The sequence below is a fragment of the Steroidobacter agaridevorans genome (assembly GCF_009932555.1).
Taxonomy (GTDB): domain Bacteria; phylum Pseudomonadota; class Gammaproteobacteria; order Steroidobacterales; family Steroidobacteraceae; genus Steroidobacter; species Steroidobacter agaridevorans.
In genome coordinates this window covers 376,930-402,894 of record NZ_BLJO01000007.1, presented here as the reverse complement: position 1 = coordinate 402,894, position 25,965 = coordinate 376,930, and the positions used below count along the sequence as shown (strand labels likewise).

Sequence of the window (25,965 nt, the reverse complement as noted above, 5' to 3'; positions counted from 1 at the left end):
GGCCGCAGCGTCGCCTATTGCCGCTCGAGCCAGCTTGCTAATACGATGACCGTCAGTGCCTGCTGGCCTGGAGCGTGTCATGTTGTTCGAAACCGTGGTTTCCGGTGGCTGCCGCTCCTACCTCATCGGTTGCGAAGAGACTTGCGCGGCCGCGTTGATCGATCCTGAGTTGAGCCAGGCCGATCGCTATCTCGCCCTGGCGGCGCGCGACGGATTGCGGATCAAATATCTCGTCGATACTCACACTCACGCGGATCATTTCTCTGCCACGCAACAGCTGGCGAAGCAGCTCAATGTGCCGGTGGTGATGCACGGATCGAGTCCGGCGCCGTTCGTTGACTTGCGATTGCAGAGCGGCGAGTTGTTGGTGGTCGGCAAGCTTCGGCTTCAGGCGATGCACACGCCCGGGCACACGCGCGATTCGATGTGTCTGACGGTTGAAGACCGCGTCTTCACCGGCGATACGTTGCTCATCGGCGCGACCGGCCGCACCGATCTTCCGAGTGGCGACGCGAGCGCGCTCTACGACAGTCTGTTCAACGGAGTGTTGCAGCTGGACGCGGCGACGAAAGTATTTCCGGCGCACGAATACAAAGGTCGCGCGCATACCACCATCGGTCAGGAGCTCGCCGAGAATCCGCGGCTTCAGCAGCGTGATCGCGGGGCGTTCATCGAGATGATGGCGAACCTCAATCTGACGATGCCCACGCACATCACGGAAGCGCTGCGCACGAATATGACGGGAGGTAAAACCGTCGCGCAGATGCTGGCTGAAGCGGCCGCGATCGTGCCCTTCATGTCGCTAGCCGAATTGAAGGGATGCATCGAAACTCACCGGTGCGATTTCCTGGTGCTCGACGTACGCGAGCGGGACGCCTTCATGGAAGGTCACATTCAAGGCGCACAACATCTGCCACGCGGGCAGTTGGAATTGCGGGTGAATCAGGAGCTGCCCGATCCCACTCGCAGAATCCTGGTCTATTGTGAGTTCGGCCGAGTATCGACGCTGGCGACCGCAACGCTGCGACAGATGGGCTTCAAAGGCGCTGTCGCATTGGATGGCGGAATGAAGGCGTGGCGTGAGGCGGGGTATCCGGTGGTCGCTGGGTGAGTCCGGGCGAATCGACGGCTGGCGCCGCCGATTCGCCGCAAGTTGGCTCAGACCTTGCGAACCCAACCGCGCGAGTCGGCGACGCTGCCGCGCTGGATGCCGACCAACTGCTCTTTGAGTTTTTTCGCGACCGGCGATTCGTGCGCTTTGTTGAGGCGGAACGAGCCGGAGGAGCTGACGATTTCGCCGATGCTTGCGATCACCGCCGCCGTGCCGCATGCAAATGCTTCGCTGAGTTTCCCGCTCTGGGCATCCGCGCGCCACTGCTCCAACGCATAGGGCGCTTCCGAAACCGTCATTCCCAGCTCGCGCGCGATCTCGATGACGCTCGTGCGGGTGATGCCCGGGAGGATGGTGCCGGTGAGCGGCGGCGTGACGATGGAGCCGTCGTTCATCACGAAGAACAGGTTCATGCCGCCCAGCTCTTCGATCCAGCGATGCTCGGCCGCGTCGAGGAACACGACCTGATCGCAGCCGTGCTCGGTCGCTTCGGCTTGGGCGATGAGGCTGGCCGCATAATTGCCGCCGCACTTCGCTGCGCCGGTGCCGCCTGGAGCGGCGCGAGTGTATTGGTCCGAGACCCAGAGTTTGAGCGGCTTGTCGCCGCCCTTGAAATACGGGCCGACGGGGCAGGCGATCACGCAGAAGATGTACTCCTGCGCCGGCCGCACGCCGAGGAATGCTTCGCTCGCGAACATGAAGGGGCGCAGGTACAAGCTGCCGGCGCCGCTGGGCACCCAGTGCTTGTCGATCCTCACCAGCTCTTCCACCGCCTGGATGAAGAGCGACTCCGGCAGAATGGGCATCGCCAGACGTTCCGCCGAGCGAGCAAAGCGTGTCGCATTCATTTCGGGACGAAATAGCACGATTTCGCCTGTGGCCGTGCGATACGCTTTCATGCCTTCGAAGATTTCCTGTGCGTAGTGCAGGACGGCGCAGGCAGGGTCGATCGCAAGCGGTGCGCGCGCTGTGACTTTGCCATCGTGCCAGCCGCGGTCCGTGCTCCAGCGCAGCGTCACCATATGATCGGTGAAGACGCGGCCAAAGCCGGGATCTTCGAGTGTCTTCTCTCGGGCCTGCGTGCTGACGGGCGAAGCGTGCGGTGTGATCGTGAAAGTCATGTGTGATCCTCGAGAACGCGCGGCAAGCTGCACCGGAGCAGCGCTGACGCTATGATTTGCATTGTATGGTAAAGGCCAAGCCCAGCCTCGGAAATATCGTCAGGCACATCCGCAACAGCAACGGCTGGACGCTCGCTGAGATGAGTCAGCGCGTCGCCATTCCGCTGTCGACGCTGGCCAAGGTGGAGAAGGGTCATTTGACGCTGACCTACGACAAGCTGGTGGACCTGAGCGACAAGCTCGGCATGGGCCTGTCGGACTTTTTGAATTCGTCGGCCGTCACCGCGCAGCCCAAGGGCATGGCGCGACGAAGCGTCGGTAAAACCGCTGCCGATGGCCTGAACGTAGAGACCCAGAACTACGACTATCGCTATCTGTGCACCGAGCTGCGCGGCAAGATCATGATTCCGATCATCAGCCGCGTGCGCTCCAAGACCATGCAGGAATTCGGTGAGCTGCTGCGTCATGCCGGCGAGGAATTCGTGTACGTGCTCGAAGGCGCCATCGAGGTGCACTCGGAGTTCTACGATCCCATTACGTTGCGTGCGGGTGAGTACGTCTATCTGGACAGCGAGATGGGCCACGGCTACCTCGTTGCCGACGGCTGCGAGGAAGCGACGATCCTCGCCGTCTGCGCGTCGGCCGCGGCCAACCTCCAGCAGGAATTGATTTCTCAGGCGCGGGGCGAAGCGCCCAAGACTACCAAGCTCGCCGTCGCTGGCAACGCCGAAAAGCCGAAAGCGCTCAAATCTTCCACGCACAAGAAGTCCTCGGCGAAACCCAAGCGTCGCGCCGGCGCTGCGTAACTTTTTCCGCCGCCGGCATGCGCGGGAGAATTTCGCCTGCGTCGTCTCCATTCGGAGTAGTTTATCCTGTATGGAGAAAATTCTCTTGACAGGAATAGGGGCCTCCCTAGACTGGCTCGCGGGGGATACAACAATCCGGGAGTCGTGATGACGCAATCCCATTCGCTTGCCCGCGCTCGTCGCTGTGGCGCGGCGCTGCTGTCGCTCTGTCTTTTGCTTGGCGCGTTAGTCACTGGTCCTCAGGTCGAGGCCGCCGACCGATCCATCACCATCGAAGATCTGCTGAGCGCGCCGTTTCCGTATGGGTTGACGGCGTCGCCCAAGGGCGAGCAAGTCGCCTGGATCGCCAATCGTCTCGGCGCTCGGAATATCTATCTGGCGCAGGCCGGCAGCGACGGAAAATTCGCCCTTCGCGCGCTGACCCGTCAGGAAGGCGACAACGGCATCGAGCTCGCCGATCTGCAGTGGTCGCACGATGCTTCGATGCTCGTATTCTCGCGCGGCGGCAGTCTCGAAGGCGGCGGGCCAGTCAATCCATCGAGCGCCGCGTCCGGGCCGACTGCGATGGAAATCGCCTCCGTGCGGCTCGAGTCGGGAGAGATTCGCTCGTTTGGGCTGGGCAGCAACGCCGTGCCTTCGCCGGTGAACGACGACGTCGTATTCGTGCGCGGCGGGCAGATCTGGATCGGCAATCTGGCTCGCAGCGACGCCGCGACTGAGTTGATCCAAGACGCCGGCGCCGCCAGCGAGCTGTCGTGGTCGCCGGATGGCAAGCGCCTCGCGTTCATCAGCAATCGCAAGGACTTCTCGGTCGTCGGTGTCGTCGAGATCGCCTCACGAAACATTCGATGGATGAGCCCGGGCGTCGATCGTGACATGAGCCTGCGCTGGTCTCGCGACAGCAAGCGGCTCGCGTGGGTCCGGTATCCGTCGCTGGCGGAATCGTTCTGGACCGATGCGTTCTTCGCGAAGCGGGCGGGCGAGCCGTGGTCGATTTGGGTCGCCGACGTCGCAAGCGGCGCTGGCAATAAAGTGTGGACCGCCGAGGCCGGACCCGGCAGCATCTTTCAGCCCATCGAAGGCAGCACGAGCCTGTTGTGGACCGCGGACAATCGCCTGTTGTTTCCTTGGGAGCAGACAGGTTGGTTGCGACTCTACTCGCTGGATCTGAGCCAGAAGGGCGCGCGCCCGGTGGCGTTGTCACAGGATGGCGCGGAAGTCTTTGCGATGACGTTGGATCCGGCCGGTCGCGAGGCGATCTATTCGTCCAATGCCGAGGATGACGATCGTCGTCATCTGTGGCGCGTTCCGGTGAAGGGCGGCAAACCGCAGCGAGCCAGCAAGGGCGACGGCATCGAAGATTTTCCGGTGCTGACGGAGCAGGGCGCGCTGTTCGCCATGCACAGCACTGCTCGCAATCCGATGGCGCCTGCGCTGGTTCAATCGGATGGCGCATTCAAGACGATGGCGGCGAGCGGCGCGGCGTTGTCATTCCCGGGCGATCGCCTCGTCGTTCCTCAGCGAGTCGTCTTCAAGAGCCCCGATGGCTTGTCGGTGCACGGTCAGTTATTTGAGCCGTCCGGCAAGAAGAGTGCGAAGCAGCCGGCGGTGCTGTTCTTCCACGGCGGGCCGCAGCGTCAGATGTTGCTCGGCTGGCATCCGATGGGCGCATACACTCACATGTATGCGATGAATCAGTTCCTGGCTTCCAAGGGATATGTCGTTCTCTCCGTGAACTTCCGCGGCGGCACGGGCTACGGCCTGAACTTCCGCGAGCCTGACGAATTCGCCGCCGGCGGTGGCAGTGAGGCTCGTGATATCGCCGGGGCGGTGGAGTATTTGAAAAGTCGCGGCGACATCGATCCCGCTCGCATCGGCGTCTATGGAATGAGCTACGGTGGCATCATGACTTCGCTGGCGCTCGCACGCTACCCGCAGGACTTCGCGGTCGGCGTCGACATGGCGGGCGTGCACAACTGGAAGTCGTTCCTAGCGGACTTGACCGCACCCGGCGCATCGGCTGAGGTCGCCGAGGTGGCGTTCCAATCATCGGCGATGGCGACGATCGAGGACTGGCGCGCGCCGGTGCTGATCGTTCACGGCGACGACGATCGTGCAGTGACCTTCGCGCAGAGTGTGGAGCTGGTCCGCGGCCTGCGCAAGGAAACGAACGTCGAGCCCGAGTTGCTGGTCATTCCCAACGAAGTGCACGATTTCATCCTGCATCGAAGCTGGCGCCGCGTATTCGAAGCGACGCACGAGTTCCTCGACCGTTACCTGCAGCAGCCTGGCACGTAAGGAGCAGACAAATGTCGATCAGCCGCCGTGAGATGTTGTTGCATACGGGATTGCTTGCGGGTGTGACCGCAGTCGGAGGTTTCGCCGTCGCCGACTCGGCAGGCACTCCGAAGTCCGGCGCAGACGCGAATCTCTTTACTCGCCTGGACGAGTTCGTGCGCCAGTACATGGAAGAAATGAAAGCGCCAGGGATGACGCTCGCGTTGGCAGACCGCAAGGGGCTGCGACGGGTCGTTCACTATGGATTCGGCGATGTCGAGCGGCGCGCGCCGGTGCAAGACGAGGAATTGTTCGAGATCGGCTCGATCAGCAAATCGTTCGTCGCGATCTGTCTGCTGCAGCTCCATGACGAGGGCAAGCTGGATCTGCACAAGCCGATCGTCGAGTACCTGCCCTGGTTTCGGATCGATTCCGCATTCGCGCCGATCACCACGCATCACTTGTTGACGCACGGCGCGGGCTTGCCAGGCAATGCGCCGTTGCTGCCGTCCGATCCAGCGCTGCGTCATCGTGCGGCGTATGCGCCTGGCGAGCACTTCCACTATTGCAACATGGGCTATCAGGCGTTGGGCGATCTGGCCTGGACGCTCGACGGTCGCGAGCTGCCCGAGCTCATTCGCAAGCGTATTTTCGAGCCGCTCGGCATGACCCGGTCGGAGCCGGTGATCACGCACGACATTCGCGATCGCATCGTGAAGAACTATCAGCCGTTCCAGAGCGATCGTCCGGGCACGCGCGATGCTCGCCTGGCCGAAGCGCCCGGCATCATCTATACCGGCGGCGCCGGGTGTGTGCTCGCGACAGCAAAAGACATGGGCGCGTATCTGCGCATGATCGCCAACGGCGGCGAAGGCCCGAACGGTCGTCGCTTGATGTCGAAGGAATCGTTCGCGCTGTTTACCAAAGCTCACATCGTCGCGCCGGAGTTCGGCCCGACCGCGAGCTATGGATATGGCATTGCCGTCGACAAACTCGACAGCCACACCGTCGTGCGTCACACCGGCGGCATGGTGTCGTTCATGTCGTCGTTGCTGGTCGATATCGATAACGGCGTCGGCGCGTTTGCTTCGATCAACGCTCAGCAAGGATATCGTCCGACGGCCGTCACTCAGTTCGCCGTGCAACTCATGCGTGAGCAGCAGGCATCGAAGCCACTGCCAATCATCCCTGCCGCCAATCCGGCGCTGCAGGTGCTGAATGCCGCTGACTATGCGGGCTCGTATCAGCAGAGCGGTGGGGGCAAGTTGGAGATTGAGGCGAGTGGCGACAAGCTGTTCCTCGTGCGCACCACCGGCAAAGTGCCTTTGCAGCCGGCGGGCGCGCCCGGAGCATTTATCGTCGCGGATGGCGGCAAGAGTCAGTTCCCGCTCGTGTTCGGTCGGGCCGACGCGAAAGATCCCAAGAGCGCAGTCGTCGAGGCGGCCTGGGGCGGCGACTGGTATACGAACGCGAAGTACCAGGGCGAGAAACAATTCAACGCACCGAAGCAATGGCAGAGCTACGTCGGCCACTATCGCAACGAGAATCCCTGGATCGGCAGCATTCGCATCGTGCTTCGCAAGGGCCGGCTGTGGATCGACGGCATGATGCCGCTGGAAGCGGCGGGCGATCGTTTCAACCTGCGCGACCAGCCGCACAGCCCCGAGTGGATTCAGTTCGGCGAGGTCGTCAACGGCCGTTGCATGCGACTGAAGCTGTCCGGCGAAGATCTGTGGCGTGTGGCGACTGCGTAGAGGACGAAACAAATGAAACACGGATTGCGTCGCTGGCAGCTGGCCCTCATGCTGTGTGTCATGTCATCGCTGCAAACAGTGTTCGCCGCGCCGGTGCTGGAAGCGGAGATCGCGAGATTGACCGCCCCGATCGGCGGCAAGGTCGGTGTCGCAGCGTGGCAGCTCGATGGCAAAGGCGAGCGGATCATGGTGAACGCGGGCGAGCGATTCCCGATGGCGAGCACCTTCAAGATCGCCGTCGCCGGCGCCATTCTCGCCAGCGTGGATGCCGGCAGGTTGCAGCTCGATCAACTGGTCGCCGTGCAACCGAACGACATCGTGCCGTCGGACGGCATCGCGAGTCTGGCGATTCATCCGGGCATCAGTCTGTCAGTACACAACTTGCTGGAGCTGATGCTCACATTGAGCGACAACACCGCAACCGATGTACTGACACGGCTCGCTGGCGGTCCGCAAGCGGTGACTGCGTGGGTGCGAAAGCAGGGCGTCGAAGAGCAACGCATCGATCGCGACACTGCAGGCATATTGCGTGAGTTCTTCAATTTGCCGCCCGGACCGTTCAATGAGGCGCTTCAAGAAGCGGTGAAGCAGGATCCGCAACTCGAGGAGCGCGGCAACCATCCGAATGCGGCGTTCGATAAGGATGTTCGCGACACGTCGACGCCGGCCGCAATGGGGCAGTTGCTGACCAAGATCTTCAATCAGCAGGCGTTGAGCGTGTCGAGCACCAAAGTCCTGATCGACATCATGCAGCGTTGCCACACCGGCGCCGGCCGGCTGCCGGGTCGGATGCCCGCAGGCACGGTCATCGCTCACAAGACCGGCACCATCGGCGGCACCGTGAACGATGTCGGCGTCATGACCTTGCCCGATGGCAAGAGCCAGATCGTCATCGCCGTCTTCATCAAAGAGAGCGACAAACCGATGGAACAGCGCGAGCGCGTGATCGCCGAGATTGCCCGCTCGGTGCGCGACTACTTCCTGCTCGCCGAGGCCAGTTAGCTCCGCTCCCAGTCGTCGGCCTTGCCATGCTCCTCCTGGCTGGATAGTATTTCGTATACTAAATGCCAGAGAGGAGCGAGCGGCATGCGCGGAATGGTTGCGATGGCCGGAGCCCTCTGGTTCCTTGGCGCGCCCGGGGTGTTGGCTCAATCGGGCCCGTCCGACGCCGTGCCCAAGCTCAACGCGATCTACCAGGCCGAATGGGAATGGTGGAAGAACGAGATGGCCGAGGAGCCGGACGACGAGCGTCCCGGCGAAGAATCGGATCATCTGGCGCGCGTCGACGAAGCCAGTCAGCAAGCCAGGCTGGCGCATCTGCAGGCGGTGCTCGCGGATGTGAATCGGATCGGCACGGCGTCGCTCACAGGCGAAGATAAAGTCAACGCGGAAATATTCCGCACGATTCTCGAAGAGCGCATCTCCGATCTGCGCTTCAAGACCTACCAGACGCCGTTCAACGCCGACTCGTTCTTCTGGACCGAATTCACGCCGCGCGAAGGTTTCCCCGATCAGGAAGCCTATCGACGCTATCTCGGCCGCCTGGCCGACGTGCCTCGCTACTTCGACGAGCACATCGCCAACATGCGTGCTGGGCTGAAACGCGGCTTCACCGTGCCGAAAGTTTCGGTCATGGGGCGCGACAAGACCATCGAGCCGTATCTCGCCACCGACGATACGAACCCGCTGTTCCTGCCGTTCACGCAGATGCCGACGAACATCGCGGCAGGCGATCAGGAACGTATTCGCAGTGAAGCTCGGGACGTGATCGCCAAGCAGGTCGCGCCGGCGTACACGAAGCTGCTGGAATTCATTCGCAAAGAATATCTGGCCAAGGCGCGCACCTCGATCTCCGCGTCGACGTTGCCGGATGGCGCGAAGTTCTATCAAGCGCGCATCGAGAAGTTCACGACGCTCGAGCTGACGGCCGAGCAGATCCACCAGATTGGATTGGGCGAGGTGGCGCGCATCAAGGAAGAGATGCAGACCACCATGCAAAAGGCCGGCTTCAAGGGCACGTTGCCCGAGTTCTATCAATTCCTGCGCACCGATCCGCAGTTCTATGCGAAGACGCCGCATCAACTGATTGCCGAAGCCGCCTACATCGTCAAGAAGTCCGATCTGAAGCTCAAGGACACGATCGGCACGCTGCCGCGTTTCCGGCACGGCATTCTGCCGGTGCCCGATGCGTTGGCGCCGATCTATACCGGCGGCCGCGGCGGATTGGAGAGCTGCCTGTTCAATACATATAACCTGCCGGCGCGGCCGCTCTATACGCTGCCGTCGCTGGTGCTGCATGAGTGCACGCCCGGCCACAGCTTCCAGGCAGCACTGGCGCTGGAAGCGCCGGAACGGCCGAAGTTCCGCAACGATGTTTATTTCTCGGGCTACGGCGAAGGTTGGGGCCTGTACACCGAATGGCTGGGCCGCGTGATGGGCATCTACGAGACGCCGTACGAAGAGTTCGGTCAGCTCACGTACGAGATGTGGCGCGCCGCGCGCCTGGTCGTCGATACCGGTATTCATCACTATGGTTGGAGCCGCGATCAGGCGCTTCAATACATGAAGGACAACGTCGCGCTGTCGACGCACGAGATCACCACCGAAGTCGATCGGTACATCGCCTGGCCGGGTCAGGCGGTCGCTTACAAGCTCGGCGAGTTGCAGATCCGTCGGCACCGTCGGGAAGCGGAGCAGGCGCTCGGTCCGAAGTTCGATCAGCGCAAGTTCCACGACGCGATTCTCGCGCTCGGCGCAGTGCCGCTGCCGGTGCTGGAGCAGCGCATGGCTCAGTTCATCGCCGATGGCGGTGAGAATCCGTCGACGCCGTCGCGCGATCCCGCGGATCACAGCAATTGATCGACGCACCTATGGATAGCATCCGAATCCTGGATTCTCACACCGGTGGCGAACCGACGCGGCTCGTGCTCGAAGGTGGTCCCGACCTGGGCGAAGGGCCGCTCGAGCAGCGCTTGCGGCGCTTTCGCGAGAACTTCGACGCCTTCCGTTCCGCCATCGTCAACGAGCCGCGTGGCAGTGACACGGTCGTCGGCGCGCTGTTGTGCAAGCCTCATCGAGAGGAGTGCGACATCGGCGTGATCTTCTTCAACAACGTCGGCTACCTGGGCATGTGCGGTCACGGCACCATCGGTGTGATCGTGTCGTTGGCGTACCTGGGCGTGTTGAAGCCGGGCACGGTGAAGATCGATACGCCCGTCGGCGTCGTCGAAGCTCAATTGCTGCCCGATGGATCGGTCGCCGTTGCGAATGTTCCAAGTTATCGCAAGGCGCACGCCGTGACGGTCGATGTTCCCGGCGTCGGCCCGGTGACCGGCGACGTGGCTTGGGGCGGCAACTGGTTCTACCTGGTCGAGCAGGAGCGCATTCCCATCCAGCTGACGAATGTCGAGTCGCTCACCGATCTGTCGTGGCGCATTCGTCAGGCGGTGAACGCGCAGGGCTATCCCGAGATCGATCACGTCGAGTTGCTCGGCGCGACGCCGACCGCGCGCAGTCGGAATTTTGTGCTCTGTCCCGGCAAAGCGTATGACCGCTCTCCCTGTGGCACGGGCACGAGCGCCAAGCTCGCGTGTCTCGCCGCCGATGGCAAGCTCCAGGAAGCCGAGGAGTGGACCCAAGAGAGTGTGCTCGGCAGTGTGTTCAGGGCGCGCTATCGCTGGATAGATCGCGCCAAGGGAACGATTGCGCCGACCATCATGGGCACGGCGCACGTGACCGCCGATGCGAAGTTGCTGCTCGATCCGAAAGACCCATTCTGCTGGGGCATCCGCGACGATAAAAATATGGATGCCATGCGAGGCTGAGCGATGAGGAATGTCGTGAGCGCCGCGCTGCGCGTCGGTGCGGTGTGGTTGTTCGTTCACCCGTTGGCGATGGCAAGCACGGCGCTTACCTTGCAGAGCCGCGACTTCGACGTCGTACTCGACGGTCCGTCGCAGACGCTGGTGTCGCTCAAGCCGAAGCAAGGCGATGGCTTCGACTTTGCTCCCTCGAAGCTGCAATCGACTCGCAGCGGCGACGGCTACTACCAGCTCGGTGATATCGACCTGCGTCTGCGCACGGCAGGCGAATCTCAGTGGCAGGATTATTCGACGGCCTTTCGACGCGAACCGGCGCGTGAGCTGCCGCGCGATGCGAAGACTCTCGCTGCCGCTGAAATATCGATGGGAGTGCCACGCGAGCTGGGCCTGCGCGTCGTGCGCCGTTGGCAGATCGGTGACAACGGCCATCTCTCGTTGCGCTTCGAGCTGACCAATGCCGGTCAACGGGACATCGAGCTCGGCGGCGTCGGGCTCGCGATGGTGTTCGACAACGTGCTGTCGAAGCGCTCGCTGGCGGAGGCGCACACCGAGGCCAGCTTCGCGGATCCCTACATCGGTCTCGATGCTGGATACCTGCAGGTCACGCGACTCAATGGCCAAGGCCCAGCGCTGATTGTCGCGGGTGAAAACGGCACGCCGTTCGAGGCGTATCGACCCATCGCCGACAAGAAAGACGAGAGCGGCAAGGCGCTGCTGCTCAACGATGCGACTCAGCGAGGCCAGACATTCGAAGGCTTTTACACCTGGATGGCGGCAAGTCGCGGCTTCGCCGAGCGCGAATGGAAGGGCGCCGAGCAATGGAATGAGCCGACGACTGTCACGCTTCGCCGCGGCGAGACGCGTCGGTTCGGCGTGCAATTCCTGGTGTCGAAAACGATTCGAGATATCGAGCACACGCTGTCCGCGAACGCCCGCCCGGTGGCGGTGGGTATCCCTGGTTACGTGCTGCCGACGGATCTGACGGGCGATCTGTGGCTTTCGTCGCGGCAGGCAATTAGTTCGGTCGTCGCTCAACCGGCCGGTGCGCTGGAAATCGCGGCTGCTGATGGCGTGCAAGGCTGGTCCAGATATCGGGTGACTGGCAAGCAATGGGGCCGGTCGCGCCTGACCATCACCTACGCGGACGGCACGCGGCAGGCGGTTCATTACTTCGTGACCAAACCCAGCGCCACGGTCCTCGACGACCTGGGCCGGTTCATTGCCACGAAGCACTGGTACGACGATCCGTCGGATCCGTTCAAGCGTGGGCCGTCGTTCATGACTTACGATCGCGAGCGCAACGCCGTCGTGCTGCAGGATCAGAGAGTGTGGATGGCAGGGCTGAGCGACGAGGGTGGTGCGGGCGCCTGGCTCGCGCTCGTGATGAAACAACTCGGCGCACCGAATGCCTCGGAGATCGAGAGGTTCGAGCGTTTCGTCACGCAGACTCTGGATGGTCGTTTGCAGGTCAATGAGGGGCCGGAGAAGTTCGGCGTCCGCAAGAGCCTGTTCTACTACGAGCCGCAGGCTCCGCAGGGCGTGCGCTATGACCCCGCGATCGACTGGACGAAATGGTCGGCCTGGCGAAAGTCACAAGCCGATTCCGTCGTGCGCTCATTCAACTACGTGCACGTCGCCGCCGCGCATTGGGTGTTGTATCGCCTCGCTCGTTATCACGAAGGGCTGGTGAAGGCGCACGATTGGCGTTGGTATCTCGATCGCGCTTATCAGACGGCGCTCGCGATGCCGAAGCTTGCGCCCGAGTACGCGAAGTTCGGTCAGATGGAAGGCGAGGTGTTCATCGAGATCCTGCGTGATCTGCAGGACGAGGGCATGAAGGCCGAAGCGTCCCAGCTCGAGCAGGCCATGCGTCAGCGTGCCGATCATTGGGCGGCCGAGGAGTATCCGTTCGGCAGCGAAATGCCGTGGGACTCGACCGGTCAGCCCGAGGTGTATGCGTGGATGCGCTACTTTGGCAACACGGCGAAGGCCGACCTGACTCGCGAGGTGATCCTGGGCTACGACCCGACCCTTCCGAGCTGGGGCTACAACGGCAACGCGCGGCGCTATTGGGATTTCATGTACGCCGGCAAGACGGCTCAGCTCGAGCGCCAGTTGCATCATTACGGTTCGGCGAACAACGCGCTGCCGCTGCTCGATTCTTTCCGCCGCGATCCGCGGGACATTCATTTGTTACGCGTGGCGTACGGCGGATTGATGGGCACGCTGACCAACATCGATCAGGAAGGCTTCGGCTCGGCGGCGTTTCATTCCAATCCTGATCTGCTCCGGTTCGACGGCTACAACGGCGACTACGGCTCGGCGTTCTACGGTTACGCCTATGGCATCGGGAGCTACCTGGCGCGGCATCCGGTGTTCGGCAATGTCGGCTTCGGCGGATCGACGCAAGAGCGGGGATCGATCGTCAGCTTCGTGCCGCGTGATGGGTTCCGCACTCGGGTGTTTCTTGCGGAAGCTGGGCTGTGGCTCACGCTGGATGCAGGAAAGTTCGCGCGCTTGGACTATGACCGCAACAGCGGGAATGTGAGCGTGTATCTGGATTCCGCCGATGAATTCACATCGAAGGCTCAGCTTCGGATTGAGAGCACGAGGTCAGGCGCCGGCTATCGGCCGAGCACGACGCTGAACAAGCACCGCGGTCGCTATGTGATCTCTCTCGGCAAGAGCGAAACGTCAGTGCAGCTGACGCCGGCGCGCTGAGAGCGAAGCGCCGGTCCAGTTGTGGCCGGCGCGCTGAGATCTTCAGCGCGCCGAACCGAGTCGATCAAGCCGTGATGTTGGCGTTCTTGGTGTAGATGCGGCAGCCGAACACCGGGCCGGCGGTGTTGCCGGGCTCGGGCTCGAAGCGCACCAGCACACTGTCCTTGCCCTTGGTCAGCGCCTCCGGAATCTCGTAGTCCACATCGAAGAACACGGGCTTGTCCGGACGCAGCGCCTGCGTCGCGATCCGCTGGCCTTCGACCAGGATGTGGAATTTGCGTGCGCGCTCGTCGGCCCAGTAAGTCGCCTGCAGAATCAGCGGGCCCGGCTTGACCTTCATGCGGAACGCGAAGAAGCCGCCGGTGCGGGCGTCACGTCCCTGGCGGCCGCGATAGACCACGGGATAGGAAATATCCGAGGTCAGCTGATGATCGCGCTCGGGCTGCATCTCACCCAGATGCATCACGTCGACGGAGCGGGCGGCGAGCTCTTTCTGTCGAGCCTGCTCGGCCTTGAACGCCTTTTCTTCGTTGACCCACTCGGCATCGGTGAAGCGCCGGAAATAAACCGCGCTGCGCCGGTGATAGTTCTTATAGAACGGTGAGAACGTGAGCGCGGCCGGGCGGGCAATCGTGCTCGCTCGATACACCGCTTGCTGGGGCTCGACCGGCTCGAAGTCTGCGAGCAAGTCTGCGCCGACGAGTGCGGGTGCTGCAGCTTCGAACGGCTGATCCGCGGGGCCGAGGTCGGCTGCGAGCACCATCGGCCCGCGCAACACCGCGATCGTCTTGTCATCGCCTGGCGTGGATTCGAGGCGGAGCTCCAGCGGTAATGTGAACGCCACTGTATCTCCCTCGCGCCATTTGCGGCGAACGATGAGGTAGCCGGCGTCCTTGGTCGTTTCGGCCTTCTTGCCGTTGACCGTCAATTGCGCATCCTTCGCCCAGCCCGGCACGCGAAGCGCGACAGCGAACGGCTGCGACTTCGGCAATGAAGCCACTTTGAGATTGACCGTGTTCTCGTACGGATACTGGGTCGTCATTTCCAGCTGCGCGTTGCGTGCCTTCCAGGTTGCGCGCGAAGGAATGAACAAGTTCACCACCAGCGTGTCGCCGCTTTCCCACCAGATCGAATCGCCGTGTTTGGAATGACTTTCCATGCCGGAGCCGACGCAACACCAGAAGCTGTCGGTGGGCGAGGAGAACTCGCGCTTGATGCCTGACATCAGCGGCGTCATGTAGGTGAACATGCCGGTCGCCGGATCCTGATGCGCGAGAATGTGATTGAGGTGCGCGCGCTCGTAGTAGTCGAACAGTGCGCCCGATGGCTGCCACGCAAACAGATGGCGCGTCAGCTTGAGCATGTTGTACGTGTTGCACGCCTCGCAGGTCTGCTCGGTGATGTGTCGTGCAACCGTGCGCGGCTCGGAGAAATATTCCCGATCCGAGTTGCCGCCGATCACGTAGCTGTGATCGGTCGTGACGGTCTTCCAGAAGAAGCGAGGCGCGACGGCCTGCGCCGACTTGCCGGTAATCTCGTGCAAACGCGCGAGACCGATCAGTTTGGGGATCTGCGTGTTGGCATGGCGCTGGGCGAGCTCGTCGCGTTCGGCCGTCAGAGGATCGAGGATGCGCTTGTGATAGAGACGCTCCGCGAGCACGAGCCAGCGACGGTCGTTGGTGCGTGTGTAGAGCTCGGCAAAGCTCTCGTTGATGCCGCCGTGCTCGCAGTCGAGCACGGTCTGCACCTGTTCGTCATTCAGCGCGTTGAAGACCTTCTCGATGTAACCGCCGAGACCGACGGCGACCTCGATCGCGCGCTTGTTGCCCCCGCAGTAGGTGTCCACGTCCATCAGGCCGGCGAACAACTTGTGCCAGTTGTAGAGCGGTACCCAGCAGCCATTCAGATCGAAGCCGGCCGAACGGATCTCGCCGCGCATGATCTCGGGGAAGATTTCCTTGCCGTCGACGATGGTGCCGTCCTTGCGCTTGCGGGTGAAGCCGGCAACGTAGCCGTCGCCTTGCTTGGCCTGAGCTTCGGCCAGCTCCGCAACGATGTACTCGGCGCGCTGCTTGGCTTGAGGCTCGCCCGTTTGCGCATAAATCAACGCCAGTGCAGTGAGATAGTGACCGAGGCTGTGGCCGGCAATCGTGTCTGCTTCCCAGCCGCCATAGACTTCACCCTTCGGCGTCAGCCCGGCGAACTTGCGGAAGTTGTGGAGCAGGCGATCCGGCTCCAGCGCCAGCAGATATTTGCGATTCGCTTCGACCGCATCGGCGAACGGCGAGGGCAACAAGCGCACGTCGCTGAGCGACAGCGATTTCGCAGTTCCCGGCAGCGTTCCTGTGCTTGCCAGAGCGGCGCTCCAAGGCAATCCGGCGCAGAGCGCACCGGCCGCGGCGCCCTTCAACAGTGCGCGACGATCGGTGATCAGCGGAGGTCGAGTCATCGGTGCTCCTTAAGAGAAACGTTGTAGATCGAAAGGCTTCAGGCTCACGGCCGTCGGCGAGTTCGTCGCGAGTTGCGCGATCAGTTCGCCAGTGATGGCCGCGAGCGTGAGGCCGAGATGTTGGTGACCGAATCCGTACAGAATGTTGGGTGCGTGCGGCAGCCGACCGATTGCAGGAAGATAATCCGGCAACGTCGGACGCGCGCCCATCCACTGACGAGTCGGCGCGTTGCAGGGCAGGCCGAGTGCAGCGACGTGACTGCGCAGACGTTGCCACTTGCGCTCATCGGGCGGCGCGTCGATGTCGCTGAATTCCACGAAACTCGCTGCCCGCAGGCCCGACTCAAAGCGTGTGACGATCATGGAACGATCTTCGAACACCACCGGCGGCAGATCGGGCCAGCCATGCTCGGTCATCTGCAGGTGATAGCCACGCTCGGCAATGATCGGCACGGGGCTGCAGTAGGGTTCGATCAATTCGCGTGAGCGAACACCTGCTGCGATCACTGCGAAATCAGATTCGACTGAGCTGCCGTCATCCAATGTCACGCTGACCGATCGGTCGCGATGTACAACGGCGCGTGCTTTGGCATTCACGATGCGCCCGCCGCGCGCTGTGATGAAACCTCGTAGCACATCGGCCAGCTTAGGCAGATCCGCGATCTGTCCCGTGTTCTCGAATCGAATCGCCCCGGCGGGCGCTTGCTTAACTAGACCCGCAAGCAGGCGCATCTCATCGGCGTCGCATTCGTGAAAACGAGCATTGCCTATATCAGCGGAGCGCCACGCCGCGAGTCCGTCGGCGGCGCTCACTGGCGTTTCCCACACGACGAAATGTCCGGTCTCGCGCACCAGGCCGGGTACGCCGAGCTGTTCGGTCAAAGATTTCCACGCAGGGAGCGCGTTTGTGAGCAGCGAGCGAAGCGCCTCGCGTCCGTGGTCGACTCGTCCTGCGGCACTTGCCATTCGCAGAGCAAACGGCAACCAACGTTTGATCTGAGAGGGCGGCAGGCCGAGCGCGCCGCCTCGACTGAACAATCGGCGAGGGCCGGAGCGCAACACCGGCCACGAGGCCAGCGGCTCGACTTGCTCGATTGCGATATGTCCGGCGTTTCCCCATGAGGCAGCACCGGCTGCAGGCGCTGTATCGAATACAGTAACCTCGACGCCCACGCGTTGCAGACCGGCCGCGATGCTCAGACCGACGACGCCGCCACCTAAAACTACTGCCCGTTGCATAGACCTGCAGATTACACTGGCGATGGGCGGATAGTATACGATATACTTAAAGCTCCAGTAGACGAGGCTATCATGACACCGACTTGGCAGGGCGTTTATCCGGCGGCGACCACTCAGTTCAAGGAGGATCTGTCCATCGATCTGGCGCAGAGCCAGCGGGTCATCGACAACCTGATCAAAGACGGCGTCCACGGCATCATCGCGATGGGCACCTGCGGCGAGAACAACTCGCTCGATCCCGCCGAGAAACAAACGCTGCTGCGCGCGATCGTCGAAGTCGTCGCCGGCCGTGTGCCGGTCGTCACCGGCGTTTCCGAATTCGATACGCGCCGCGCGGCGGCCTTTGCCAAAGATGCAAAGAAGGCGGGCGCCGACGGTCTGATGGTGCTGCCCGCGATGGTTTATGTGCCGACCGAAGAAGAGCTGATCATGCACTTCCGCACGGTGGCGCAGGCGACCGATCTGCCGGTGATGTTGTACAACAATCCGCCGGCGTATCGAGTGAACATCGGCGTCAAGGTGCTCGAAGGGCTGCGCGATGTGCCGAACATCGTCGCGGTCAAGGAATCGGCGCCGGATCCGCGCCGCTTCACCGATCTCATCAATGCGTTCGGCGATCGTTACACGCTGATGGCCGGTCTGGACGACGTTGCGCTGGAAGGCTTGCTGCTGGGCGCGACGGGTTGGGTGTCCGGCCTCACGAGCGCATTCCCGCGCGAGTCGACTCAGTTGATCGAGGCGGTGAACGCGGGCGATCTGGACCGGGCGCGCGCCATCTATCGCTGGTTCATGCCGTTGTTGCATCTGGATGCCGAGCACGACCTGGTGCAATCGATCAAGCTGGCGGAAACCATCATGGGACGCGGCTCGGAACGAGTGCGCCCGCCACGCTTGCCGTTGGCTGGTGAGCGGCGGCGTGAAGTGACCGCAATGGTCGAACGCGCGGCCGCGACCCGGCCCACATTGCGTGCATCGGCCGCCTGAGCCGTTGATAGCGCCCGGCATCGACTTGAGGGGAATCGGAGCATGGGAATATTCGGCCAGCGCAAGTCGCTACAGCACTCGCACGGAATAGACGAGGGCAAGCGGCTCGCAAAGACCTTGAGCTGGCCGCACCTGATCGCACTCGGTGTCGGCGCCATCGTCGGCACCGGCATCTACACCCTGACCGGTGTAGGCGCCGATCGCGCCGGCCCCGCAGTGATCTTCGCATTCGCAATCGCCGGCGCAGTCTGTGCTTGCGCCGCGCTTGCCTATGCCGAAGTGGCGACGCTCATGCCCGCCGCGGGCGGCGCTTATACATATACATACGTCGCCATCGGCGAGCGCCTGGCCTGGATCGTCGGCTGGAGCTTGATCCTCGAGTATTCGCTCGCCTGCAGCACCGTCGCTGTCGGATGGTCGGCTTATCTCGTGGGATGGCTGAAAGCTGCCGGCATCAATCTACCCGAGGCCCTACTAAGCGGGCCGCATGGCGGAGGCATCATCAATCTGCCTGCCGTGCTGGTCGCGACGATCATCGCCGGCATGCTGATCGCCGGCACGCGCGAGAGTGCGACATTCAATATTGTCCTGGTCGTCATCAAGCTCACTGCGTTGGCTTGCTTCGTCGCGCTCGCTTTGCCCGCGTTCAACGCCGGCAATCTCGAGCCATTCATGCCGTATGGATTCGCGAGCCATGAAGACGGCGGCGCGAAGCGCGGGGTGATGGCGGCCGCCGCAATCGTGTTCTTTGCTTTCTACGGATTCGATGCGGTCGCCACCTCGGCGGAAGAGGCGAAGAATCCGGGCCGCGATCTGAAGATCGGCATCATCGGCTCGATGGCTGTCTGCACGCTGATCTACATGCTGGTCGCGGTGTCCGCCGTGGGCGCGGTCAAGCACACCGAATTGGCCGCGTCGGCCGAGCCACTCGCGTACGTCTTGCGAACACTCCAGCATCCGGTCGCGGCGTGGGCGGTGGGATTGGCGGCGCTCATCGCCCTGCCATCGGTGATCCTGGTGATGATGTATGGTCAGAGCCGCATCTTCTTCGTGATGGCGCGCGACGGGCTGTTGCCGAAACGTTTGAGCACGGTCTCACCTCGCACCGGCACGCCGGTGTTGATCACGGCCGTCACCGGCGTGTTCGTCGCACTGACGGCGGGCTTCTTCCGCCTCGACGAGATCGCCGAGCTGGCGAACGCCGGCACTCTGCTTGCGTTCGTGACCACCGCGGCGTCGATGATGGTGTTGCGTAAGTCGGCGCCCGATGCGCCACGCGTGTTCCGCTGTCCTGCGCCGAATGTGGTCGGCATGCTGGCGATCCTCGGCTGCTTCTATCTGTTCCTGAGCTTGCCGGGGCTGACGATTCAACGCTTCCTGTTATGGAACGCGGTGGGTTTCGCGATCTATCTGCTGTTGCAGCGGTTGCGGGCGCGAGTCGTCGCGGTTGCCTGATGACGCCGTTACGACGTCTGATTGCGTGCGCGCTGCTGGCTGCGATGCCAGCTGCAGCCGGCGTTGCAGACACGTTGAACGATGTCATCGCCGAATACGAAACCCTGGCGCGCGCCACTGATACCAATGAAGGCCCGGGCTGGCCGGATGTGAGTCTCGCAGCCGCCAGGCAGCGGCAGGAAAAATACAGCGAGCTGCGCGATCGACTGGGGAAAGTCGCTGCGCCGAGCGGAGAAGATGCACTGACCCGCGAGTTGCTCCAGTGGCGGCTGCAGGTTCTGATCGACGGCGCGCGCTTCGACGAAGACCGCATTCCTTTCGATAGCGGCGACGGTTTCTTCAACGCCGGCACGTATGCGGCGCAGGTCACGCGAATCGCGAATGATGCCGACGCGATGGCCTGGATCGCGAGGCTGCAAGCGCTGCCGTCCTACTATGAAGGGCAGATTGCGAACATGCGGCGGGGAATCGCAACCCGGTTCACACAACCGCGTTCCACTGCGGAATCTGCACTGCGCTCGATGAAAGTCGCGGCCGATCAACCGGCTGCGGACAGTCCGCTGTTGAAGCCGCTGGCGTCATTGCCGGCAACCATTCCAGAAAAACGACAGCAGGACCTGCGAGCGCTGGCGCTTGCTGTCGTAGAGCGCGAAGTCAAGCCGGCTCAGCGCGCGCTCGTGACTTTCTTCGAGAAGGAATATTTGCCGAAGGCGCGCCCCAAGCTCGGCGCGTCGACGCTTCCTGATGGCAAGGCGTACTACGAGTTCGCGGTGCGGCGCTCGACGACGACCGATCTGACGCCGGACGAAGTGTTCGACATCGGCGCGGCGGAGGTCGAGCGTATTCGAGCCGAGATGCTCAGTGCGCAGCGAGCCGACGGCTTCCAGGGAACATTGCGAGAGTATCTGGACGACTTGAACCGTCGGCCCGGCAGCCATGTCCCCGACATCGAGAGCTATGTCGACAAAGCCGCGGGCATCGGCAATCGAGTGGCGCTCGAGCTGCCGCGCTGGTTCAAGACGCTGCCGAGATTGCCTTGGGGCGTTCGTATCAAGCCTCCGGAACTGGAAGCGGCTTCGGGCGCCTACAACCTGGGCGATCCGGAGAAGGGCGTCGCTGGCGCCGTCGTCGTGGGCAGTCAGGCGTATCGCAGTTCGGTGTACGGACTGACGGCCTGGATGCTGCACGAAGGCATCCCCGGACATCATCTGCAGATTGCGCTAGGGCAAGAGCGGCTCGATCTGCCGAAGTTCCGGCGTCGGGATGACGTGACGGCCTTCGTCGAAGGCTGGGCGCTGTATGCGGAGCGTCTGGGCGCGGAGATGGGCATCTATCGGACGCGGGAGGAACGCGTAAATCAGCTCTCGATGGAGATGTGGCGCGCCTGCCGACTGGTGATGGATGTCGGCATCCATTGGAAACATTGGTCCGCCGAGCAGGCGGCCGCTTGTCTGCAAGACAACACCGCGTTGTCGCCCGGCTCCGTGGCAGGGGAGACCCAACGTTACATCTCGTGGCCGGGCCAGGCGCTGGCGTACAAGATCGGCGAGATCAGGATCAGAAAGATCCGCAGCGAAGCGGAGCAGGCGCTCGGCTCGCGCTTCGACATTCGTGAGTTTCACGATGCCTTGATCGGCAGCGGGCCAATGCCGCTGGATATTCTGGAGCGTCGGATGCGGCGGTGGGCGCAGGAGCAGACGCATAAGAGCTGATGCCTCTTGTGCCAGGCGACGTGTCGGAGTCCATTGGAATCCAGGTGCAGTGCATGAGGCCTGCTTGCCAGTGGCTGCACTCGAGGCCGCCTTGCATCAAAACAAACGGACTTCTCGAATATCGAATTGACGATCCCCGGGCTTTTGCTACTGTGTCGGCGCAAACAACAATACTAAATAAGCCGCCCATGCAGCCTTCCAATCACGGCAGCGCGGCAGTTGCCGCAGACAAATGGACCGTAGGCACCTTCGCGCTCTGCACGATCGCAGCGCTATATGGATTGTTCTGCCTCGCGTTATCCAACGCTCCGCTCACCGACCTTCCAAACCATTTGGTGCGGGCGCACGCCATTGGGGATTTTCTGTTTGACGCCGGCCGCTTGTTTGGCGGCAGTTTCAGCTTCCATCCACGCTGGACACCGTATCTCGCGGGCGATCTCGTTCTGGCGTGCCTCGACTGGCTCGTCGGCATCGAATGGGCGAGCCGCCTTTGGATCGCCATCTCAGTGCTGCTGCTGCCGCTGTCGATCTGGTTTGTTCTCGGTGTTCAGGGCTGTTCGCGGCGGGGACAGATCGTCGGCAGCCTTTTGGGCTTTTACCTGGCGACCGACTGGTTCTTTGCCAGTGGATTTCTCAACTACCGCATTTCCGTGGCGTGCGTTTTGTTCGGCTATGGATGGTTCTTGCGTAGCCAGGACACCGGCTCAATGTCCGCCTATGTGTGGTACATCCTGCTGGCGGTCATCGGCTATGCAATGCATCTGTCCGCGCTCATTTTCCTGTTTGCCGTAGTGGCCGTGTCCCTGGCATGGGCCGTGCTGAAGGGCCGGCAACCCTTGAGCCGCGCCACTGTGCTTGCCTTGCCATTGCTAGCCCTGTTGGCGATCCACTTTGGTTTTCCCGATGGGGAGGCGGGGAATGATTTCGCCTCCCATTGGGGAACCTGGGAGTCGAAACTCCGGCGCCTGATGTCCTCGGCGGTACGCTTCAACGTCAAATATGAAATCCTCTTGTTTGCGTTGTTCCTGACGGCGACTCTCGTGCCATGGCTCGGGATACGCTGGCGGCAGGCGTTCAGATCGAGCTCCACGGAGCTAGCCCTGGCGCTGGTGTTCATGGCGCTGTACTTCGCGCTTCCGCTCGTTCACGGTGGGGTGTACGACGTCGACAACCGCGCGCTGCCACTGGCTCTGCTATTTCTGCTTTTCGCTGGGATCCGCAGCTGCGATCTGGCCGCGCCGGCGCAACAACGCCAGCTAGTGCTTGCAATCACGGTCGCGGCCGCGAATCTTGTCTATCTCGGTTTCGAGATCCTGCCGCAGAATTATGCAATGAGCCTGTACAGGACCGTCGCGCAGCGCGCGCCGGCCGCATCGGCTGTGCTGCCGATCAACACCCAGCCCGAAATTGGCAGGTATGAGCCGTTCTCGCACGCCGGTGCATTCGTCACTTCCGAAACCATCGCTCTGACTCCTTACCTGTTCTCCGGTCCCGCCAATCCCAATATAGGTTACTTCCGATACCTGCGCCCGCCGTACGCGCCTTCCCAGTTCTGGTACACACGCAACGATGGCACGGTGGATTGGGAGAAAATCAAGCAGAGCTATGACTACCTGCTGGTCACGATGCCCTATGAACCTTCCCGCATCGGTATCGGCTTCACCGTCATGGAGCACAATGCTGTTGCGTCGCTTCTGAAGATCCGGAAATAGCTGCCGAGATGAGGAGGCGGTCCAGGCTGCGGGCTTATGAAATACAAAAGTAGCGAATAAGAGCAGAGTGGATCTGCCCTGCCATGAAATACAAAGCTGCTCTCGATCTACGAGCATTGATGCGCTTTGTCTTTACGGGCGGCGCATCAACCGTTGGCCAATACATCGTCCTCGCACTACTGGTGGAAGTTGCGGGGATGAGGCCGGCTCTTGCTTCGTGCATCGGCTACAGCTTCGGCGCGGCCGTCAACTATGCAATGAACCGGCTGTGGACCTTCAAAACAAAGCTGCCCCATGGACAGAATCTGCCGCGCTTCATGATCATGATCGCGATTGGGTTTCTGTTGAGCTATGCGCTGATGCATGCGCTCGTCGACGGAGCGGGCATCAACTACCTGCTGGCGCAGATTCTCACCTCCGGCATCGTGTTGCTGTCGAACTATTTGCTGGCGGTTTCCTGGGTCTTTCAAGAGCGCACAACCGATTGAAGGATATGCCCTCATGCTCAAAAATCCCGAAATGCTGGATGAGCTGGACGGATCGCGCCCGAAAAATCCACTCCTCTCGATCGTTGTTCCGGTTTTCAACGAGGAAGAAGCCGTACGCCACTTTATCCCAGCTATTCGAGCAGCCCTGGACGGAGTATCGGATGTACGGTTCGAGTTCGTGTTCATAAACGACGGCAGCCGCGATGGGACGCTGAGTCGGCTGCTGAGCATTCAAAGGACAGAGCCCAACGTGCGGGTGATCGATCTGAGCCGGAATTTCGGTAAGGAAGCTGCTCTGACAGCGGGCTTGGACCATTGTACCGGCGACATCGTCGCTCCGATGGACGTGGACCTGCAGGACCCTCCCGAGTTGCTGCCACAGATGATCGAGGCCTGGCGGCGAGGATTTGACGTGGTTCTCGCCAAACGCATGTCGCGGAACAACGATTCGCTGTTGAAGCGCTGGAGCGCCGAAGCCTTTTACAAACTGCACAACACGGTTTCCGAGCCGGTCATTGCCGAAAACGTTGGAGACTATCGATTGATGGGCCGCGCCGTGGTCGATGTCCTGAAACAACTGCGCGAATCGCGCCGCTTCATGAAAGGCTTGTTCGCCTGGGCGGGTTTCCCCTCGACGATCATCGGATACGAGCGCCCATCCCGCACGGTCGGCAAGACAAAATTCAACGGCTGGAAATTGTGGAATCTGGCGCTTGAAGGAATCACTAGTTTCAGCACGGCGCCTTTGCGGTTCTGGACTTACCTTGGGGCCTCCGTTGCGGTTTTATCTTTCGCATACGGTTTGTATCTGGTGTGGAGAACGCTACTTTTCGGAGTGGAGGTTCCCGGCTATGCGTCGGTGTTCGTAGCCGTCGTATTCCTCGGAGCCTTACAGCTCATCGGCATCGGCGTCATCGGCGAATACCTCGGTCGCACGTATCTCGAGGCAAAGCAGCGGCCCGTATACATCGCAAGAAAAATCTATGCGGGCAATGTTGTTCCCCAGTCCGAGCACGCGCCAGAAACGATCGACGTAATCGCCGACAGTGTGGTTGGCGGTAACTCTGTAGCGCCCGAAGTGAGATGTGTAGAGCTTGCCGACTCGTGATGGACGCAGGAGCAGCCTTGAGGCGTTGAGACGCTCCTGGCGACGCAAGCCGCCAACGCCTCCGACCGCCACGCGGAGATAGCCACCCCGGCGGCGAGCGCAGACCACTGAATTCCCCCCGGCCGTCGCGATCCACCGACGTACCCAGTCCAATCCCAATTCTATCTAGCCAATAAAAACAATCACTTGTAAAGTATGGCGAGTTATATCGTATAACGTATTTGATTTATTAACTCAGACATGTTTTAAATGTCGGCAACCTTCATCTGGCTGAAAACAACATCGTGGGGGCTGACATGCAAAGCAAAACACCTGGTTTGCCGGGTCCGGCAGACCGTTTGAAACTGACGTCGCGGAAAGGGAAGGCCGCGGTCGTCGCGTGCGCGATCGGACTGTTCGGTCCGCTTGGCGGTCACGCGCAGGAGCAGGGCGCCGATGGGGCTCCGCTCGAGGAAGTGGTCATCACCGGCACGCGGATCAAGCGCGCCAATCTGGAAACGGCGAGCCCGATCGCGGCCCTGCCGCAGGAAGAGTTCAAGTATCAGGGCACCTCGACGGTCGAAGGCGTGCTGAATCGCATGCCGCAGTTCACTGCGGACTCGAACGAGAACGGCTCGAACGGTTCGGACGGCACGGCGCGTGTGAACCTGCGCAATCTCGGCCCGTCGCGCGTGCTGGTGCTCATCGACGGTCAACGTATGCTGCCGGTGGAAGGCAACGACGTGAATTTCATTCCGAGCGCGCTGATCGAGCGCGTCGACGTCGTGACCGGCGGCGCCTCGGCCGTGTACGGTTCCGATGCGGTCTCGGGCGTCGTCAACTTCGTGCTGGACAAGAATCTCGAGGGCGTGCGCTTCTCGGCGCAGTACGGCTCCGCCTGGCACTCGAACGACAACTCCTATGCGCGCTCTCTCGTCAGAGACGCGAACTACGAGCTGGCGGATTCGTCGGTGTGGGATGGCGGTCGCGTCGACTTCAACGTGGCCATGGGCATGAACAGCGCCGACGGCAAGGGCAATGCAACGTTCTATCTCGGCTATCGCAAGCTCGAGCCGGTGACTCAGGACGCCCGCGACTATTCGGCTTGCGGCTTGAACCTCAGCGGCGAACCCGACCAACCCCCCGACAGGCTGGTGTGCGGCGGATCGAGCAACAACCAGTGGGGCAGATTCGTGATGCTCGGCGGTCCGAACATCGGCCGCAGTTA

The 25,965-nt window shown here is 62.0% G+C and carries 18 protein-coding genes; 15 read left to right on the top strand and 3 right to left on the bottom strand.

The annotated features are described in order from the left end of the window. The first annotated feature begins 79 nt into the window (after nt 1-79). Nucleotides 80-1,111, top strand: a complete 1,032-nt coding sequence (locus tag GYH35_RS25300) for an MBL fold metallo-hydrolase (protein WP_161811671.1) — start codon at nt 80-82, stop codon at nt 1,109-1,111. Nucleotides 1,112-1,158: 47 nt separating this feature from the next. Here GYH35_RS25300 and GYH35_RS25295 read toward each other — a convergent pair whose 3' ends face one another. Next, entirely contained in the window at nt 1,159-2,232 is a 1,074-nt protein-coding gene (locus GYH35_RS25295) for a branched-chain amino acid aminotransferase (protein ID WP_161811672.1), read from the bottom strand. Nucleotides 2,233-2,297: 65 nt separating this feature from the next. On the opposite strand from GYH35_RS25295, the gene GYH35_RS25290 reads away from it, so the two are divergent. From GYH35_RS25290 to GYH35_RS25260, 7 genes are all read left to right on the top strand, one after another. Continuing rightward, entirely contained in the window at nt 2,298-3,038 is a 741-nt protein-coding gene (locus GYH35_RS25290) for a helix-turn-helix domain-containing protein (protein ID WP_161829838.1), read from the top strand. 147 nt (nt 3,039-3,185) lie between these two features. Beyond that, entirely contained in the window at nt 3,186-5,336 is a 2,151-nt protein-coding gene (locus tag GYH35_RS25285) for a S9 family peptidase (RefSeq protein ID WP_161829837.1), read from the top strand. Between the two features lie 11 nt (nt 5,337-5,347). Next, the gene (locus GYH35_RS25280; RefSeq protein WP_161829836.1) at nt 5,348-7,069 is read left to right on the top strand and encodes a serine hydrolase domain-containing protein; all 1,722 of its coding nucleotides are present in this window, start codon (nt 5,348-5,350) and stop codon (nt 7,067-7,069) included. A 12-nt stretch (nt 7,070-7,081) separates the two neighbouring features. Continuing rightward, on the top strand, nt 7,082-8,071 hold the full coding sequence (gene bla, locus GYH35_RS25275) for a class A beta-lactamase (protein ID WP_161829835.1): 990 nt from the start codon (nt 7,082-7,084) through the stop codon (nt 8,069-8,071). A gap of 84 nt (nt 8,072-8,155) precedes the next feature. After that, nucleotides 8,156-9,928, top strand: coding sequence for a DUF885 domain-containing protein (locus GYH35_RS25270; RefSeq protein ID WP_161829834.1), 1,773 nt, complete (start codon nt 8,156-8,158; stop codon nt 9,926-9,928). Between the two features lie 11 nt (nt 9,929-9,939). Then, nucleotides 9,940-10,893, top strand: coding sequence for a proline racemase family protein (locus GYH35_RS25265; protein ID WP_161829833.1), 954 nt, complete (start codon nt 9,940-9,942; stop codon nt 10,891-10,893). Nucleotides 10,894-10,908: 15 nt separating this feature from the next. Further along, the gene (locus GYH35_RS25260; RefSeq protein ID WP_202624675.1) at nt 10,909-13,611 is read left to right on the top strand and encodes a DUF5695 domain-containing protein; all 2,703 of its coding nucleotides are present in this window, start codon (nt 10,909-10,911) and stop codon (nt 13,609-13,611) included. A gap of 64 nt (nt 13,612-13,675) precedes the next feature. Here the strand turns inward: GYH35_RS25260 and GYH35_RS25255 are convergent, their stop codons facing one another. Both GYH35_RS25255 and GYH35_RS25250 read right to left on the bottom strand, forming a co-directional pair. Then, entirely contained in the window at nt 13,676-16,060 is a 2,385-nt protein-coding gene (locus tag GYH35_RS25255) for a glycoside hydrolase family 127 protein (RefSeq protein ID WP_161829831.1), read from the bottom strand. A gap of 9 nt (nt 16,061-16,069) precedes the next feature. Next, nucleotides 16,070-17,299, bottom strand: a complete 1,230-nt coding sequence (locus GYH35_RS25250) for an NAD(P)/FAD-dependent oxidoreductase (RefSeq protein ID WP_161829830.1) — start codon at nt 17,297-17,299, stop codon at nt 16,070-16,072. Between the two features lie 72 nt (nt 17,300-17,371). Here GYH35_RS25250 and GYH35_RS25245 point away from each other — a divergent pair, with 72 nt between their 5' ends. The 7 genes from GYH35_RS25245 to GYH35_RS34660 form a co-directional block, all read left to right on the top strand. Then, entirely contained in the window at nt 17,372-18,283 is a 912-nt protein-coding gene (locus tag GYH35_RS25245) for a dihydrodipicolinate synthase family protein (protein ID WP_161829829.1), read from the top strand. Nucleotides 18,284-18,325: 42 nt separating this feature from the next. Further along, a complete protein-coding gene (locus GYH35_RS25240; RefSeq protein WP_161811683.1) occupies nt 18,326-19,738 on the top strand; it encodes an amino acid permease in 1,413 nt (470 codons plus the stop codon). Continuing rightward, nucleotides 19,738-21,450 (top strand): DUF885 domain-containing protein, encoded by a 1,713-nt coding sequence (locus GYH35_RS25235; protein ID WP_161829828.1) that lies wholly within the window; start codon nt 19,738-19,740, stop codon nt 21,448-21,450. Before GYH35_RS25240 ends, GYH35_RS25235 begins: the two co-directional genes overlap by 1 nt. Nucleotides 21,451-21,638: 188 nt before the next feature. Next, on the top strand, nt 21,639-23,162 hold the full coding sequence (locus tag GYH35_RS25230) for a hypothetical protein (RefSeq protein WP_161829827.1): 1,524 nt from the start codon (nt 21,639-21,641) through the stop codon (nt 23,160-23,162). Between the two features lie 83 nt (nt 23,163-23,245). After that, on the top strand, nt 23,246-23,650 hold the full coding sequence (locus GYH35_RS25225) for a GtrA family protein (RefSeq protein ID WP_161811686.1): 405 nt from the start codon (nt 23,246-23,248) through the stop codon (nt 23,648-23,650). Nucleotides 23,651-23,663: 13 nt separating this feature from the next. After that, nucleotides 23,664-24,758: a glycosyltransferase family 2 protein gene (locus tag GYH35_RS25220; RefSeq protein WP_202624673.1), complete on the top strand. Its 1,095-nt coding sequence runs from the start codon at nt 23,664-23,666 to the stop codon at nt 24,756-24,758. A gap of 296 nt (nt 24,759-25,054) precedes the next feature. Then, nucleotides 25,055-25,965, top strand: a 911-nt coding sequence (locus GYH35_RS34660) for a TonB-dependent receptor plug domain-containing protein (protein ID WP_202624671.1), incomplete at its 3' end; no start/stop codon positions are given.